The 17457-nt window shown below is 45.3% G+C and carries 10 protein-coding genes; 3 read left to right on the forward strand and 7 right to left on the reverse strand.

Annotated elements, in window-relative coordinates; all coding sequences use genetic code 11:
* The 4 genes from OC23_RS02915 to OC23_RS02930 all read right to left on the reverse strand — a co-directional run.
* On the reverse strand, positions 1–5668 hold a 5668-nt coding region (locus OC23_RS02915), incomplete at its 3' end, for an Ig-like domain-containing protein (protein WP_052209135.1).
* Positions 5669–6068: 400 nt separating this feature from the next.
* Positions 6069–7568 (reverse strand): cation:proton antiporter, encoded by a 1500-nt coding sequence (locus OC23_RS02920; protein WP_038342689.1) that lies wholly within the window; start codon positions 7566–7568, stop codon positions 6069–6071.
* Positions 7569–7850: 282 nt separating this feature from the next.
* Positions 7851–8744, reverse strand: coding sequence for a neutral zinc metallopeptidase (locus OC23_RS02925; RefSeq protein WP_038342690.1), 894 nt, complete (start codon positions 8742–8744; stop codon positions 7851–7853).
* A 37-nt stretch (positions 8745–8781) separates the two neighbouring features.
* A complete protein-coding gene (locus tag OC23_RS02930) occupies positions 8782–9705 on the reverse strand; it encodes a DUF808 domain-containing protein (RefSeq protein ID WP_038342691.1) in 924 nt (307 codons plus the stop codon).
* Positions 9706–9869: 164 nt separating this feature from the next.
* Here OC23_RS02930 and trpS point away from each other — a divergent pair, with 164 nt between their 5' ends.
* From trpS to OC23_RS02945, 3 genes are all read left to right on the forward strand, one after another.
* Positions 9870–10883: a tryptophan--tRNA ligase gene (gene trpS, locus OC23_RS02935; RefSeq protein ID WP_038342692.1), complete on the forward strand. Its 1014-nt coding sequence runs from the start codon at positions 9870–9872 to the stop codon at positions 10881–10883.
* A 415-nt stretch (positions 10884–11298) separates the two neighbouring features.
* On the forward strand, positions 11299–11943 hold the full coding sequence (locus tag OC23_RS02940) for a YqiJ family protein (protein WP_038342693.1): 645 nt from the start codon (positions 11299–11301) through the stop codon (positions 11941–11943).
* A gap of 30 nt (positions 11944–11973) precedes the next feature.
* Positions 11974–13689 (forward strand): flotillin family protein, encoded by a 1716-nt coding sequence (locus OC23_RS02945; protein WP_038342694.1) that lies wholly within the window; start codon positions 11974–11976, stop codon positions 13687–13689.
* A 73-nt stretch (positions 13690–13762) separates the two neighbouring features.
* Here the strand turns inward: OC23_RS02945 and sucD are convergent, their stop codons facing one another.
* The 3 genes from sucD to lpdA form a co-directional block, all read right to left on the reverse strand.
* Positions 13763–14653: a succinate--CoA ligase subunit alpha gene (sucD, locus tag OC23_RS02950; protein ID WP_000114637.1), complete on the reverse strand. Its 891-nt coding sequence runs from the start codon at positions 14651–14653 to the stop codon at positions 13763–13765.
* A 12-nt stretch (positions 14654–14665) separates the two neighbouring features.
* The gene (gene sucC / locus OC23_RS02955) at positions 14666–15832 is read right to left on the reverse strand and encodes an ADP-forming succinate--CoA ligase subunit beta (protein ID WP_001048573.1); all 1167 of its coding nucleotides are present in this window, start codon (positions 15830–15832) and stop codon (positions 14666–14668) included.
* A 135-nt stretch (positions 15833–15967) separates the two neighbouring features.
* The gene (gene lpdA, locus OC23_RS02960) at positions 15968–17401 is read right to left on the reverse strand and encodes a dihydrolipoyl dehydrogenase (RefSeq protein WP_038342695.1); all 1434 of its coding nucleotides are present in this window, start codon (positions 17399–17401) and stop codon (positions 15968–15970) included.
* Between the last annotated feature and the right edge of the window lie 56 nt (positions 17402–17457).

Raw genomic sequence — 17457 nt, forward strand, 5'->3', positions numbered from 1 at the left:
CTGTACCGGAGATCGGATCAGTACCATTGACCGGATTGATCTCTGGTGCTGCCGGTGGCGTAACATCCACAGTGAAGCCTTGAGTGTCAGTAACCGTGCTGCTGTTACCTGCTGCATCAGTGAAGGTTGCAGTCGCATCGATAGTGGCATCGCTGTCCGCCAGCAAGTCGCTACCAGCCACATCGGCTGTCCAGTTACCTGTTGCTGCATCCACTGTCGCGGTGTAAGTCACGCCATTGATGAGGAGTGTAACCACTGTGGTGGCTGCATCTGCCGGGATACCAGTCAAGCTACCAGTGATGGTCACTGTGCCAGTTGATTCAACTGCATTCAGAACGTTGTCTGCAGTGACATCATTGATAGCGAGTGTTGCTCCTGTGGTATCCGGAGCAGTCACATCAACTACATAGCTCTGGTCTGCAGTAATAGTGCCCGCACCTGTCACATTCACGCTGACATTGATGGTGCTGTCTGCATCTGCAGTCAGATCGCCACCCGGAACGGTCACGCTCCAGGTACCATCCGCCTGTACGGTGGTGGTGTAATTGTTGCCATTGACCACGACTGTCACGGCATCACCTGCTGTGAAGCTGCCCACAACCGCACCGCTAACAGTCTGGTCAACGCCTGCTTCTGCTGCGTTAACGATGTTATCGCCTGCAATCGGATTGATCACGACTACTGGTGTGGTGATGTCAACGGTATAGCTGGCATCTGCGGTTACTGTACCGGTGTTACCTGCAGCATCGGTTGCAGTAATGCTGACATTGATGGTCTTGTCGGCATCAAGGACTAACTGTCCGCCATCAACCGTTACGCTCCATACCCCGCCAGTTTGTACTGTGGTGGTCAGGTTCACACCATTGACGTTGACAGTAACCACGTCACCGACAGTGTATTCACCGGTGACTGTACCGCTAATGGTCTGGTCAGTTGCCGCTTCGCCTGAATCAACCACGCCATCGCCTGCAATCGGGTTGATGGTAATCGTGGTCGTGCTGTTGTCCGGACCAGTGGTATCCACGGTATAGACTTGGGTATCGGTGACTGTGCTGCTGTTGCCTGCTGCATCGGTGAAGGTGGCTGTCGCATCGATAGTGGCATCGGTGTCCGCCAGCAAGTCGCTACCCGCCACATCGGCTGTCCAGTTGCCTGTTGCTGCATCAACCGTTGCGGTGTAAGTCACGCCATTGATGAGGAGTGTAACCACTGTGGTGGCTGCATCTGCAGGGATACCGGTCAGGGTACCTGTGATGGTCACTGTGCCGGTTGATTCTGCTGCATTCAATACATTGTCTGCAGTGACATCATTGATGGTCAGAGTTGCACCTGAGTTGTCCGGTGCAGTGCCATCTACTGTATAAACCTGCGTATCGGTCACATTACTGCTGTTACCCGCTGCATCGGTGAAGGTCGCTGTCGCATCAATGGTCTTGTCACCATCTGCCAGCAAGTCGCTACCAGCTACATCGGCTGTCCAGTTACCTGTTGCTGCATCCACTGTCGCGGTATAAGTCACGCCATTGATGAGGAGTGTAACCACTGTGGTGGCTGCATCTGCCGGAATACCGGTCAGGGTACCCGTGATGGTCACTGTGCCTGCTGATTCTGCTGCATTCAATACGTTGTCTGCAGTGACATCATTGATGGCGAGTGTTGCACCTGAGTTGTCTGGTGCAGTGCCATCTACTGTATAAACCTGCGTATCAGTCACATTACTGCTGTTGCCTGCTGCATCGGTGAAGGTGGCTGTGGCATCAATGGTCTTGTCACCATCTGCCAGCAAGTCGCTACCAGCCACATCGGCTGTCCAGTTACCTGTTGCTGCATCCACTGTCGCGGTGTAAGTCACGCCATTGATGAGGAGTGTAACCACTGTGGTGGCTGCATCTGCAGGGATACCGGTCAGGGTACCTGTGATGGTCACTGTGCCGGTTGATTCTGCTGCATTCAGCACGTTATCTGCAGTGACATCATTGATGGTTAATGTTGCACCTGAGTTGTCCGGTGCAGTGCCATCTACTGTATAAACTTGCGTATCAGTCACATTACTGCTGTTACCCGCTGCATCAGTGAAGGTTGCAGTGGCATCAATGGTCTTGTCACCATCAGCCAGCAAGTCACTACCGGCTACATCGGCTGTCCAGTTGCCTGTTGCTGCATCAACCGTTGCGGTATAAGTCACACCATTAATCAATAAGGTCACAACTGTGCTTGCTGCATCGGCCGGAATACCAGTCAAGGTACCCGTGATGGTCACTGTGCCTGCTGATTCTGCTGCATTCAATACGTTGTCTGCAGTGACATCATTGATGGTCAGAGTTGCACCTGAGTTGTCCGGTGCAGTGCCATCTACTGTATAAACCTGCGTATCGGTCACATTACTGCTGTTACCCGCTGCATCGGTGAAGGTCGCTGTCGCATCAATGGTCTTGTCACCATCTGCCAGCAAGTCGCTACCGGCTACATCTGCAGTCCAGTTGCCTGTCGCTGCATCAACCGTTGCGGTGTAAGTCACACCATTAATGAGGAGTGTCACCACTGTGCTGGCTGCATCCGCCGGAATACCGGTCAGGGTACCCGTGATGGTCACTGTGCCGGCTGATTCTGCTGCATTCAATACGTTGTCTGCAGTGACATCATTGATGGTCAGAGTTGCACCTGAGTTGTCCGGTGCATCAACATCTACGGTATAACCGTGATCGGCACTAATTGGGCCAACACCTGTGACCTCTACAGTGACATTAATTTTACTATCTGTATCTGCAGCCAGATCACTACCTGGAACAGTTACACTCCAGATACCGCCTGTTTGCAAGGTCGTGTTGTAAGTAACGCCATTCACATTGACAGTCACTGCATCACCGACAGTGAAGCTGCCAACAACTGAACCACTGATCGTTTGATTAGTTCCAGCTTCTGCTGCATTAACGACATTATCACCCGCAATCGGATTAACCACGATCACTGGTGTCGTGATATCTACACTATAAGTAATGTCTGCTGTGACGTTACCAACGTTACCTGCTGCATCAGTTGCCTGGATCGTTACATTGATGGTTTTATCTGCATCAAGCGCCAGTTGACCTCCCGGTACACTGATGCTCCACAAACCACCGGTTTGAACCGTTGTGGTAATATCCACGCCATTAACATTTACAATGACAACGTCGCCAACTTTATATTCACCCGTCACGCTACCGCTGATCGTCTGATCTGCACCTGCTTCTGTTGAATCCAGAATATTGTCGCCCGCAACAGGGTTAATCGTAATTGTTGTCGTACTGTTATCCGGTGCTGTTGTATCAACCGTATACGTATGATCAGCAGTAACCGTACCAACACCTGTTACATTTACAGTCACATGTATGGTTTTATCCGCATCGGCGGTAAGTTCAGCACCATTAACCTCAATACTCCAGTTTCCATTGTTATCTAAAGTAGTGGTGTAATCTGTACCATTCACATTGACAGTGACCTGATCGCCGGCAGTAAAGCTTCCTACGACTGAGCCGCTAACGGTTTGATTAGCACCCGCTTCTGCTGCATTCAGAACGTTATCGCCTGCAACCGGGTTAATCACCACAACCGGGGTAGTGATATCTACGGTATAAGTGGCATCAGCCGTTACATTGCCTACATTACCTGCCGCATCTGTTGCCTGAACCGTAACATGGATGGTTTTATCGGCATCCAGTACCAGCTGACCACCGGCAACGGTAATGCTCCATAAGCCACCAGTCTGAACCGTTGTGGTAATGTCTGTGCCATTTACATTGACAGTGACCACATCACCAACGCGATATTCACCTGTTACTTTACCGCTAATGACCTGATTAGCACCCGCCTCTGTTGAATCAACCACATTGTCACCCGCAATCGGGTCAATGGTGATTGTCGTAGTGCTGTTATTTGGCGGAGTAATATCTACAATTTCCGTACCTGGTGCCGATGGGTTACCAGCAGGGTCAGTGGCAATTACCTTGATGGTGTCACCATCTTTTAAGCCACCCGGATTCGGTACCGTCCACTCACCTGTGGTCGGGTCAGCCACCACATCGACCGTACTGCCATTCGGGAAAGTCACAGTGACCTTTGAACCCGGCTCTGCTGTACCTGTAATCGGATCGGTACCATTGACCGGATTAATCTCAGGAACATCCGGTGCAGTAACATCAATCGCATAAGTTTGCGTATCGGTCACTGTACTGCTGTTACCTGCTGCATCTTTGAAGGTTACTGTTGCATCAATGGTTTTATCACTGTCAGCCAGCAAGTCACTGCCTGCAACATCTGCAGTCCATTTTCCAGTGGCCGCATCAACCGTTGCGGTATAACTCACCCCGTTAATCACCAGGGTAACTACTGTGCTGGCCGCATCTGCAGGAACACCGGTTAATGTGCCGGTGATCTTGACGGTTGCTTTTGATTCGGCTGCATTCAGCACATTGTCTGCAGTGACCGGATCGATATTAAATTTGACTGCCCCGGTATCTGGAGGTGTGGTATCAATAACAACCGTTTCCGTACCCGGTGCCGATGGGTTACCAGCAGGGTCAGTGGCAATTACCTTGATGGTGTCACCATCTTTTAAGCCACCCGGATTCGGTACTGTCCACTCACCTGTGCTCGGGTCTGCGACTACATCGACCGTACTGCCATTCGGGAAAGTCACAGTCACCGTTGAACCTGGCTCTGCTGTACCGGTAATCGGATCGCTACCATTGACCGGATTAATCTCAGGAACATTCGGTGCAGTAACATCAATCGCATAAGTTTGCGTATCGGTCACTGTACTGCTGTTACCTGCTGCATCTTTGAAGGTTACTGTTGCATCAATGGTTTTATCACTGTCAGCCAGCAAGTCACTACCTGCAACATCTGCAGTCCATTTTCCAGTAGCCGCATCAACCGTTGCAGTATAAGTCACGCCATTGATGAGGAGTGTAACCACTGTGCTGGCCGCATCTGCAGGAACACCGGTTAATGTACCGGTGATCTTGACGGTTGCTTTTGATTCGGCTGCATTCAGCACATTATCTGCGGTAACCGGATCGACATTAAATTTGACTGCCCCGGTATCTGGAGGTGTCGTGTCCGGATTATTATTCCCGTCGTTATGGTGTCCACCGCCACCGCTTCCGCCACTTGCCGCAGCAATAATACCACCGGCAACCAAAGGAACAGCCCATAACCATGGGTTCATTCCACCGTCATGGTATAGCAAAGGTTCTACAGACTGGATTGGCTGGAATACCACATCTGAAACAGGAGCTTCGGGTACGGCTTCCGGCACAACCGCTGGCGTCTCTTCCAGAAAAACGGCCCCTTCTGTATCTGCATCAGCGTCGGCATCTGCATCAGCGTCGGCATCTGCATCATTTTCAGCATCTTTGAAGCGTGCCCAAATTAATTGGCCATCTTCGCCCTGAAACACAAGGCTATTATCGAGGTTGGCGCCTTCATTAAAGAAGTTTTGAATAACAATCGTTTCCCCATTTTTCAGTAAAATAACGGCATTAGAACCGTCTCTTTTTACTGCCGAGATGTCATTTACAGGTATTTTCACCAAAACGACTGTGGCCTCAGATGGTAAGGACGCTGTTTTTCCCGTCGTATTTGCAAGGGTTTTATGACTTTCCTTGGAAATAATTTGTATTTCAGACATGATTATATTCCTCAATTATATATTATTAATTTCAAATCAATTTCTAATTACGTTATTACTGAAGTTAAAATTATTCTTTCAAGTGATAGACTTCACGACACTACTTTAAATCAAACAGAATAAATGTTAAATAGCTCACAAATTAAAGAAAATAAACTTACATTGAAATAATTTATAACACTTACACAAATATTTGTTTTTAAAAAACAAAAAAAATAATAATTACTTTAAAAAATAAAAAAGTTACACTTTTAAACAAATAAATTTACAAATTATTATTAGGTGCCAAAAAGGTATTTTAATTAAATTAAACAAACTTTTTAAATATATTATTTAAATTAAAATAAAAAGCCTTTTAATAAATAAAAGGCTTTTTTTAACAATTAACAAAATTATGCGCTTAGAAATTATCAGGATTTTCCAACCGTTTTACTTCTTCACGTTTATTTGGATGATGCATGGTTGCCACACCGTCATCCGTCTTCTGGTCCAGCAAGATCTCAGGGTTATAGATGGTAATCACCTCTCTGCCCAAGCTATCTTCACCCACAATATATTTAAACCCACGACGGTTCATCTTGTTACACATGCGTTGGTAAAAGCCCTTTAAACCGACCTTTTCTTCATTCGGGTTATAGTAAAATGCATTCATCACGGCAGGTAAACCAAGACCGCAAACCACGCCAGACAGTAATACACTAATAAATGTATAACCAATCAGGATGCTACTATAAGGGCTAAGTTCAGGAATGTTTGCGACGGCCAGAATCAGGGCAAGTGAAATACCCCCACGCACCCCACCCCAGGACAAGATCGCCAAACTGCCGTTGTAGCTTTTCTTGCGGAAAGAAGGAAATAATGCAAATGCGGCAAAGTTGGCCACAAAACGCGAAACATGCAGGATAATAAAAGCAATGATCCCGCCAATAATCAAATTGGCACTGAGATCCAAAATAAACAGTTCTAAACCGATAAGCGTAAACAGGAACGAGTTAATAATTCCCTCAACGGTATGCCAGAAATGGTTAACCTCACGGATTTCACGCTGCTCACGAATCTCTTGCCATTTATTGCCCACAATCAGACCACCGATCACGCAGGCAATCGGTGCCGAGGCATGGGCAAATAATGCGACCAGATAAGAACCACTGGCTAGCAAGGCGGTGGTCAGGATCAATGACTCCATCTCATGCTTGCCACGCAATAACCGCAAGATCGCAAAACCAAATGCAAAACCGATAATTACCGCTACAAAAATTTCATAGAGCAAGGTTTCAATGGTGGCAAGTAATGAAAAATGTTCACCTTGCAAGACTTTCAATAAAGTCATGAACAATGCAATACACATCGCATCATTAAATAAGGACTCACCTTCCAGTTTAACAATCAGGTGATGAGGTGCACGGATCGAGCTCAGAACGCCTTTTACGCCAATCGGGTCAGTTGCTCCCAGAGCAGCCCCTAATAGCAGTAGTACCCCGATTGGTACAGGATAGCCAACCAGCCATTGGAATAAATACAATAAACCTGCATAAAATCCGGCACATAATACCAGCGCGATGGTGGCCAGAATACCAATAGGCTTCCAGTAACTCTTTAAATCTGAAATCTTAAACTTTAGTGCTGAGGAAGTTAAAATAAAGCAAATTACACCATTAATAAGGAAGTCATAAAAATCGATATTTCGGACCGCAGCTTCAATATTATGAATATTAATGGTAATAAACTGGTTACCATTTAACAGGCTGGCACCCCATTGCAAGATAAAGACAAAAATAGCAGAAACAATTGGAACACCAATCGCCTGAGGAAACCCCAGTATTCGTTTATTAAAAATGGTTGTCGCAATGGATAAGGCAAAAACAACCGTCAATGCTTGTAAAAGAAAAAAATTACCCATACAACCTCTTTATTTAATTCAATTTTCAACACATATACATTATGAGAACCCAAACTTTTATTTAAAAATAAAAAAGCTAAAGCTCATTGTTCTTGCAATTGAAATAAAGAATGAAGGTCTATGCTGCAGTTGTATCACCGTTTTTCATTATTCTTGATTAATGATTTAGATGCAGTAATAAACCAGTCATCCTTAATTCAGCATAGACACGTTATTTTACGTTAATTTTTCTTGTGATTCGTATATCTTCCGTATAAAAATCAAGGACAAATCACCATCAAGTTATTTGAAGGTATTACATTGATTGATATCGCCTGTTTTTAGACCAGTCTGGAACCATTGCATCCGTTGCTCACTGGTACCATGGGTAAAGCTATCAGGCACCACCTGCCCTGTAGCACGGCGTTGCAGATAATCATCACCAATTTTCTCTGCGGCATCCATGGCTTCTTCAATATCCCCTTGCTCAAGGAATTGTGTACGCCGCTGGTTTTGATGTGCCCAGATCCCGGCAAAACAGTCCGCCTGCAATTCCAGTCGCACAGAAAGCTGGTTCCCTTGAGTTTGACTGGCCTGAGCCCGGGCCTGTTGAACCTGACCAGAAATACCTAACAGATTCTGGATATGATGCCCCACCTCATGCGCAATCACATAGGCTTGGGCAAAATCACCGGCCTGATCCTGACGGGAAAGCTCGGTCTGGTTTTGCTCTCCAGAAATCCCCATCTGCTGGCGCATGTCTTTAAAGAAAGAAGTATCAATATAGACTTTTTGATCGGCAGGGCAATAAAAAGGCCCCATGGCAGCCTGTGCCGTGCCACAGCCCGATCTGTCGATACCACTAAACAGCACCAGACGAGGCGGCTTGTAGCTCATGCCCAGTTGCTGAAAAATCGGTGTCCAGGTATCTTCGGTATCGGCCAGCACCGTGCCGACGAAATCACTTGCTTCTTTCTGCTCGGCAGTCAAGCTTTGCGGGGCACTTCCCTGCTGCTGTGAAGATTGCGCTGTAACGGCCTGGGTCGCCTGATACGCCTGCTGGGGATCAACCCCAAAAAACTTCCATGCCACAAAAGCCACCACCAATCCTAATATACTGATACCACCGGCCTTTGCCCCACCGCCGCCACGACGGTCTTCCACATTGGTACTGACTCGACGACCTTTCCAGCGCATAGTTACCTCACATAATGCTGACGATAACGATTCAGGTTTATGTTGCAGCCTTAGGCCAGACTTTTTGAATCAGGCTGACCACCAACAATATAACTGCTCCGGCCACCAGACCAATCCCCAGATTAATCAGCGTAGGCGTTAATGCCCCAATGATTGAACCGACACTCGGGATCAGTTCTAAATGATCAACGGTTTCTTCTGTAAAATGATGCAGTAATGGAATGGTATGCGAAATAATACCGCCACCGACTAAAAACATGGCAATTGTTCCCACAACTGACAGTGTCTTCATCAAAACTGGAGCAAAACCAAGTAAACCACGCCCTATTTTATTTTTAAACTCAGAAGCCTGCTGGGTCAGATATAAACCTAAATCGTCAATTTTAACGATCATTGCCACCAGGCCATATACACCGGCCGTCATGACAACTGCAATAATACTTAATACTGTCACTTTAGACATAAATGATGCAGTTGCAACTGTACCTAACGAAATCACCACAATTTCAGCAGATAAGATAAAGTCGGTACGAATTGCCCCTTTTACTTTTTCCTTTTCAAACTTGGCCAGGTCAACCTCGACATTCTGCAAACTTTCATTTGCCTCTGCGGTGATGGCTGCCTTTTTATGCTGCAAGCTATGAACGACTTTTTCTACGCCCTCATAACACAGGTACAGGCCCCCCACCATTAACAGCGGATTGATTAACCAGGGAGCGATTACACTGATCAGCAAGGCCAATGGTACAAGAATTAACTTATTCACAAATGACCCTTTTGCAACACTCCAGACGACAGGCAATTCGCGGTCTGCACGGACACCACTCACCTGTTGTGCATTCAGCGCCAGATCATCACCCAATACACCGGCCGTTTTCTTTGCAGCCACTTTACTCATCAGGGCGACATCATCCAGAACAGTCGCAATATCATCCAGTAATAGTAATAAACCACTCGCCATTTTTATTTCCTAATTTGTATTTATGTGGCTATTGTAGAACCCCTCACTAAATTCACAATATTATTTTCAGAAAAAGTTTCTGCAATCGCTGACGAAAAAAAATTATTTCCCGTACAATAATATCCATCTTATATTTATTAAATTACTGAATCTTGGAACATATCATGAGTAATATTGATCAACGTCCAATCATTTTGACAGGCGACCGTCCGACCGGACAACTTCATCTTGGACACTTTGTCGGTTCATTACGTTCTCGTGTAGGTCTACAAGACAGTCATCATCAACACCTGTTATTGGCTGATGCCCAAGCCATGACAGACAATGCCGATAACCCGGATAAAGTCCGTAACAACATTCTTCAGGTAGCTCTCGATTACCTGGCTGTCGGGATTGACCCGGCCAAAACCACCATTTGTGTGCAATCATGCTTGCCTGCACTGAATGAACTGACCATGCTGTACCTCAACTATGTGACTGTTGCACGTTTAGAGCGTAACCCGACCATTAAATCCGAAATCCAGATGCGTGGTTTTGAACGCGATATTCCAGCCGGCTTCCTGTGCTACCCGATTGCTCAGGCAGCGGACATCACGGCATTTAAAGCCACGGTTGTACCGGTGGGCGAAGACCAGATTCCAATGATTGAACAGACCAACGAAGTGGTTCGTCGTATCAACCGTCAAATCGGTCATGACCTGTTACCGGAATGTAAAGCGCTGTTATCCAACATGGCACGTTTACCAGGTTTTGACGGTAAGGCAAAAATGTCTAAATCGTTAGGCAATACCATTGTGCTCAATGCGTCTGACAAAGACATCAAGAAAGCGGTCAATGCCATGTATACCGACCCGAACCACTTGCGTATCGAAGATCCAGGTCAGGTGGAAGGCAATGTGGTCTTTACCTATCTCGACGCTTTCGATCCAAACAAGGAAGAAGTAGAAGAATTAAAGGCACACTATCGCCGTGGTGGCTTAGGCGACGGCACAGTAAAAAAACGTCTCGAAGGCGTGCTGAAAGAACTGATTACCCCGATTCGTGAACGTCGTGCCGAGCTGGAGAAAGATCCGGATTATATTATGGATGTACTCAAACAAGGCACTGAAAAATGCCGTATGATTACCCAGCAAACCCTTGATGAAGTGAAAGATGGTCTGGGTTTATTCAAATTCTGATTTATTTTACTTTTCACACAAAAAGCCCGTTTACGGGCTTTTTTAATATAAACAGTTGATTTAAGTTTAATTTTGGAACTTCCCTATAAAATATATAACTAACACTTTTTGTCACTTATTAACATGTATTAACAGTTATTAACATGAATACCTATGAACTTAGTCGGGATTTTAAATATTATTGCCTTGTAGATTAGCAAACACTAATCTCATGACATTTCTCCTTTCAACCGAAACTGTTTTAAACAGATTCGTTGTTCAACGCAATGACAACCCCAATCATTGCGTTTTTTTTCGTCTGCCATAATCTGCATGATTTTGATTGAAATTTACTCGCTTTAGATTTATTCTTATAACTGTTTTATTTTTATAAAAAATTTATTAATTAACTCTAAAAGAAATAAGAGTAATAGCGATGATCTGGGAACTGTTAACACACCCTTCCAATATTATTTTTAGCATTGCCTTAATGCTCTGTCTCTTTATCGGTGTACTTGAGTTTATCCTGCTTCTGTTTGGAGGAAGCTCAAGCTTTCTGGAACAATTCCTGCCAGATAGCCTCACCGAGCTTGACCCTGCCGATGTTTCACTTGAACCATCAGATCACCTGTTGACCCAGCTTTTAGAATGGCTTTATCTGGGTAAGGTTCCCTTACTGATCTGGTTGATTATCTTCTTAACCCTCTACGCCCTCACCGGCCTGATTATTCAGGATGTTTTTTTCCAGTTTACAGAACATTATTTTTCAGCCTGGATTATTGCCCCGGCCTGCCTGTTTCTGGTAATGCCGCTGGTTCGTTATAGTGCGGCACTGATCGCCAGAATTATTCCCAAAGACGAAACCACCGCGATTCGGCATAGTGACCTGATTGGGCGTACAGCGCATATTATTCTGGGTGAAGCCAGACCCAACTCCCCTGCACAGGCCAAAGTCAAAGACCAGTTTGGTCAAACCCATTACGTTCTGGTTGAACCCGAACTGGATACGGTTTTTCATCAAGGACAGGACGTGATTTTAACGCAAAGAACCAAAATCGGATTCCAAGCAATTGTTTGTTAGTTTTTATATTGATTATATGAGGGTGTTTAAATGTTGAATTCAGCATTGTCTGAAATTTTAATTATTACGGGCGTGATTTTTGCCGCACTGATTTTTATAGGAGTCGTGATCGCTCGTCTGTATACCCGCTCAAGTAAGGAAGTCTCTTTTGTACGTACCGGTTTTGGTGGTGAAAAAGTCATTCTCAATGGCGGCGCGATTGTTCTACCGGTTTTACATGAAATTATCCCGGTCAACATGAATACCTTGCGTCTGGAAGTAAAGCGTGCTGCAGATCAGGCCCTGATTACCCGTGACCGGATGCGTGTCGATGTCATGGCCGAATTCTATGTTCGAGTCAAACCGATTGCCGAGTCAATTGCAACCGCAGCCCAAACCCTGGGACGTAAGACCATGTCTCCGCCAGAACTCAAAGATCTGGTTGAAGGTAAATTTGTCGATTCTCTACGTGCCGTAGCTGCCGAAATGGCAATGGAAGAGCTGCATGAAAAACGTGTCGACTTTGTACAGAAAGTTCAGCAAGTGGTCTCGGAAGATTTATCCAAAAACGGTCTGGAGCTTGAAACCGTTTCCTTAACCGGTCTAGACCAGACCAGCTTTAAATTTTTTAACCCGCAAAATGCCTTTGATGCCGAAGGTCTGACCAAGCTGACTGAAACCATTGAAGACCGCCGCAAAAAGCGTAATGACATTGAGCAGGATGCTGACCTGGCAATCCGTGCCAAAAACCTTGAAGCGGAACGTGCCCGTCTTGGCATTTCGCGTGAAGAAGAATATGCCAAACTCGAACAGGAACGTGAAATCTCGATCCGTAAAGCAGAGCAACTGGCTGAAATTGCCTCACAGGAAGCCGGTAAAAAACGCGAGGCTGAAGAAGCACGGATTGCAGCTGAACGTGAAGTCGAGATTAAGCGCATTGCTTCTGCACGTGATGTTGAAAATGAAAATATTCTCAAAGCCCAATTAATCCAGAAAGCACAGGTCGAACAGAAAAAAACCATTGAACTGGCCGAACAGGACCGCGCCATTGCCATTGCTGAAAAATCCCGTGCCGAATCGGAAGCCAAAGCCCAGGCCGATAAAGCCCGTGCTGAAGCGGTAAAAGCAGAAGAAGAAGTCGTCACTGTGCGTGAAACCCAGCGTGCTGAACGACAGAAAGCGGTTGAGCTAGTGGCAGCCAAGCAATCTGCCGAAAAAGAAGCAATTGCCATTACCGTGGCGGCAGATGCCGGTAAAAAAGCTGCTGCCGATGAAGCAGAAGCGGTACGTATCGCAGCAGAAGCGGACGCTGAAAAAATACGCTTGAAAGCCAAGGGTGAGGCAGATGCCAAAGTATTGCTGGCTCAGGCTTTAGAAAAACAATATCAGGTTGATGCCGAAGGTGCCCGTGCAGTCAATGAAGCCGCCAATACCCTTTCTGCTGAACAGGTTGAAATGCAAGTACGTCTGGCATTATTGAAGCATTTACCGGAGATTATCCGTGAAAGCGTGAAACCGATGGAAAATATTGATGACATCAAAATTTTGCAAGTCAATGGTTTAAATGGCTTTGCAGGTGGGTCTGCTGTTGCGGGTGAGAACGCAGAACACGGTACAACTGCGTCACTATCTGATCAGGTGGTGAATAGTGCTCTACGCTACCGTTCACAAGCGCCCCTGATTGATAGCCTGATGAATGAACTGGGCCTGCAAGGGGGCGACATCAATGGCTTGACTCAGGGCTTAAATAAACCAAAAGCCGAATAATATAATCCTGATAACCCAATAAAAAACCCCAATGTCGCCATTGGGGTTTTTTTAAAGATTAAAATCTAACGTATTACGCCAAACCTTTCTCTTTTAAAACTTGCAGCATGGTTGAACCAAGCTCAGCCGGGCTACGAGTATAAGCCATACCTGCTTTTTCAAATGCAGCAAATTTCTCTTCAGCAGTACCTTGACCACCAGAAATGATCGCACCAGCGTGACCCATACGCTTACCTTTAGGCGCAGTTACACCAGCGATGTAACCGACTACAGGCTTAGTCACGTTAGATTTGATGAATTCAGCAGCTTCTTCTTCTGCTGTACCACCGATCTCACCGATCATGATGATTGCATCAGTATCTGGATCGTCCTGGAACAATTGAAGCGCTTCGATCTGGTTCATACCTGGGATTGGGTCACCACCAATACCGATACAAGTAGACTGACCTAAACCAAGCTTAGTTGTTTGAGCAACCGCTTCATAAGTCAATGTACCTGAACGTGAAATGATACCAATACGACCTGGTTGGTGAATGTGACCAGGCATAATACCGATCTTACATTCACCCGGAGTGATCACGCCTGGGCAGTTAGGACCAACCAAACGAGTACCGTTACCATTAGTTTCCAGGTAGCGTTTTGCTTTAAGCATGTCGATAGTTGGAACACCTTCAGTGATCACAACGATCAGGCCAACACCTGAATCAACCGCTTCAACGATTGAATCTAGAACGAATGGAGCTGGTACATAGATTACAGATGCATCAGCATTTGTTTCACGTACCGCTTCTTTCATTGTGTTGAATACTGGTAGGTCAAGGTGAGTTGTACCACCTTTACCTGGAGTAACACCACCAACAACTTTTGTACCGTAGTCTAAAGCTTGTGCAGAGTGGAAAGTACCGTTTTTACCAGTAAAACCTTGTACCAATACTTTAGTGTCTTTATTAATTAATACGCTCATGATTGATACTCCTTACGCTTTAACTGCAGCTACAACTTTTTCTGCGGCATCAGATAAACCGTTCGCAGAAATTAATTTCAAACCAGATTCATCAAGTAATTTCGCACCTAACTCAGCGTTGTTACCTTCTAAACGAACAACAACCGGTACAGTTACGTTTACTTCTTGAACCGCTGCAATAATTGCTTCAGCAATCATGTCACAACGTACGATACCACCGAAGATGTTGATTAAAACACCTTGTACAGAGGTATCGGCAAGGATGATTTTGAACGCTTCGATTACACGCTCTTTAGTTGCACCGCCACCAACGTCAAGGAAGTTTGCAGGCTGGCCACCATAAAGTTTAATGATGTCCATAGTTGCCATTGCAAGACCGGCACCGTTCACCATACAACCGATGTTACCTTCTAAAGCAACATAGTTAAGATCAAATTCAGAAGCTTTTAACTCACGCTCATTCTCTTGAGACTTGTCACGTAAAGCAGCAACTTTTGGTAAACGGTAAAGCGCGTTAGAGTCGATACCGACTTTCGCATCTACACATAAAATTTCGCCGTTTTCACGTACTGAAAGCGGGTTAATTTCAAATAATGCAAAATCATTTTCAACAAATGCCTGGTAAGCAGCTGTCATGATTTTCACGAATTGACCGATTTGTTTGTCTTTCAAACCTAAAGCAAACGCAACTTCACGTGCTTGGAATGGTTGTAAGCCAACTAATGGATCAACTTCAACTTTGATAATTTTTTCAGGCGTTTCTTCCGCAACTTTCTCGATTTCTACACCACCTTCGGTAGAAGCCATGAAAGTAATACGACGGCTAGAACGGTCTACAACCGCGCCTAAGTAAAGCTCGCGCTCAACTGGGTAAACGTCTTCAGCAACGATAATGCTGTTAACTGGTTGACCATTTGCATCTGTTTGATACGTTACAAGACGAGTACCAATGATGTTGTTAGCAAATTCGATAACATCTTCTTTAGACTTTGCAACTTTAACGCCGCCAGCCTTACCACGACCACCAGCATGAACTTGCGCTTTCATTACTGCGAATTTACCGCCAAGCTGTTCAAATGCAGCAACTGCTTCGTCTGCATTTGTTGCCAAGATACCTTCTTGTACTGGCATGCCATATTCTTTCAATAATGCTTTAGCTTGATACTCATGTAAGTTCATTTAGTTACCTACTATGTTGTTTGTAGTGATGCAATCCGGAGCTTCTTAAAACCAGACTGCTACATATTGAATAAATGATTGCCTGAACCAGACAATCATCTTCATTCAAAAAAGTGTGGCGAACCACACTTCATGTTATTTACGCTTACGCTGAATCGCGTGGATTGCACGACCATCAACAGAAAGCGCTGCTTCATGTACAACTTCTGAGAATGTTGGGTGACCAAATGTCATCAACTGCAAGTCTTCAACAGAAGAAACGAACTCAAGCGCGATCATACCTTGGTGTACGATGTCAGATGCATTAGGGCCTACAACGTGCATACCTAAAAGACGGTCTGTTTTCGCATCAGCAACGAATTTCACAAAACCAGCCGTATCACCAGCAGCCAAGGCACGACCATTCACCGCAAACGGGAATTGACCAGCTTTAACTTCGTGACCTTTTTCAGCGGCTTGTTCTTCAGTTAAACCGACCCAAGCAGCTTCAGGATGTGTATAGATCACACTGATGATGGTGTCGTAGTTCACTTGAGCAGCATGACCGTGAATACGCTCAACTGCCATTACGCCCTCTTCCATTGCTTTATGTGCAAGCATTGGACCACGAACCAAGTCACCAATTGCATAAACGCCTTCAACCGAAGTTTGGCATTGATCATTAACATCAACCAAACCACGTTCAGTCAATTTAATGCCACAATCTTCTGCCAATAAACCTTCTGCATATGCTTTACGGCCTACACAAACGATTAACTTGTCAAAAACCTGTTCTTTGTCTTCGCCAGCCTGGTTATATTTAACAGTCACTTCGCGACCATTCACTTCAGTACCAGAAACTTTTGCACCGATACGGATATCCAAACCTTGTTTCTTCAAGATTTTTTGATATTCCTTGGACAAAGCTTTGTCTGCCATTGGCAAGAATGCATCTAGTGCTTCAAACACAACAACTTCTGCACCAAGACGACGCCATACCGAACCAAGCTCCAGACCGATCACACCTGCACCGATCACACCAAGACGCTTAGGAACTTCCAGGAATTTCAATGCGCCAGTAGAGTCAACGATCAAGTCTTCATCAACAGGAGCAACTGGAATATTGACAGGTACAGAACCCGTTGCAAGGATCACGTACTTCGGTTCTAAAACCTGTACATCACCTTCAAACGGTGTGAATTCTACTTTTTTACCTGCAAGTAATTTACCCGTACCTTGTAACCACTCAATCCCGTTACCTTTCAGTAATTGAGCAACACCGCCAGTCAATTGATCTACAACTTTGTCTTTACGTGCCAACAAAGTGTCCAAATCAAATTTAACTTCACCCGTGGTAATACCGTGTTCAGCAAGTTCGTGAACAGTTGCTTCATAACGGTGAGAAGAGTCAAGCAATGCTTTAGAAGGGATACAACCCACATTTAAACAGGTACCACCTAAAGATGGTTTACCGTTGTGAATACGTTTTTCGATACAAGCGACTTTGAAACCAAGTTGAGCTGCACGAATCGCCGCTTCATAACCACCAGGTCCACCGCCAATGACAACAAGATCAAACTGTTGAGACATCTTTATCTCCAATGAATCTCCCCTATCTTCCTTTATCGGAGAAGAATTTCCACAAA

This window comes from Acinetobacter sp. A47, assembly GCF_000805455.1.
GTDB lineage: Bacteria > Pseudomonadota > Gammaproteobacteria > Pseudomonadales > Moraxellaceae > Acinetobacter.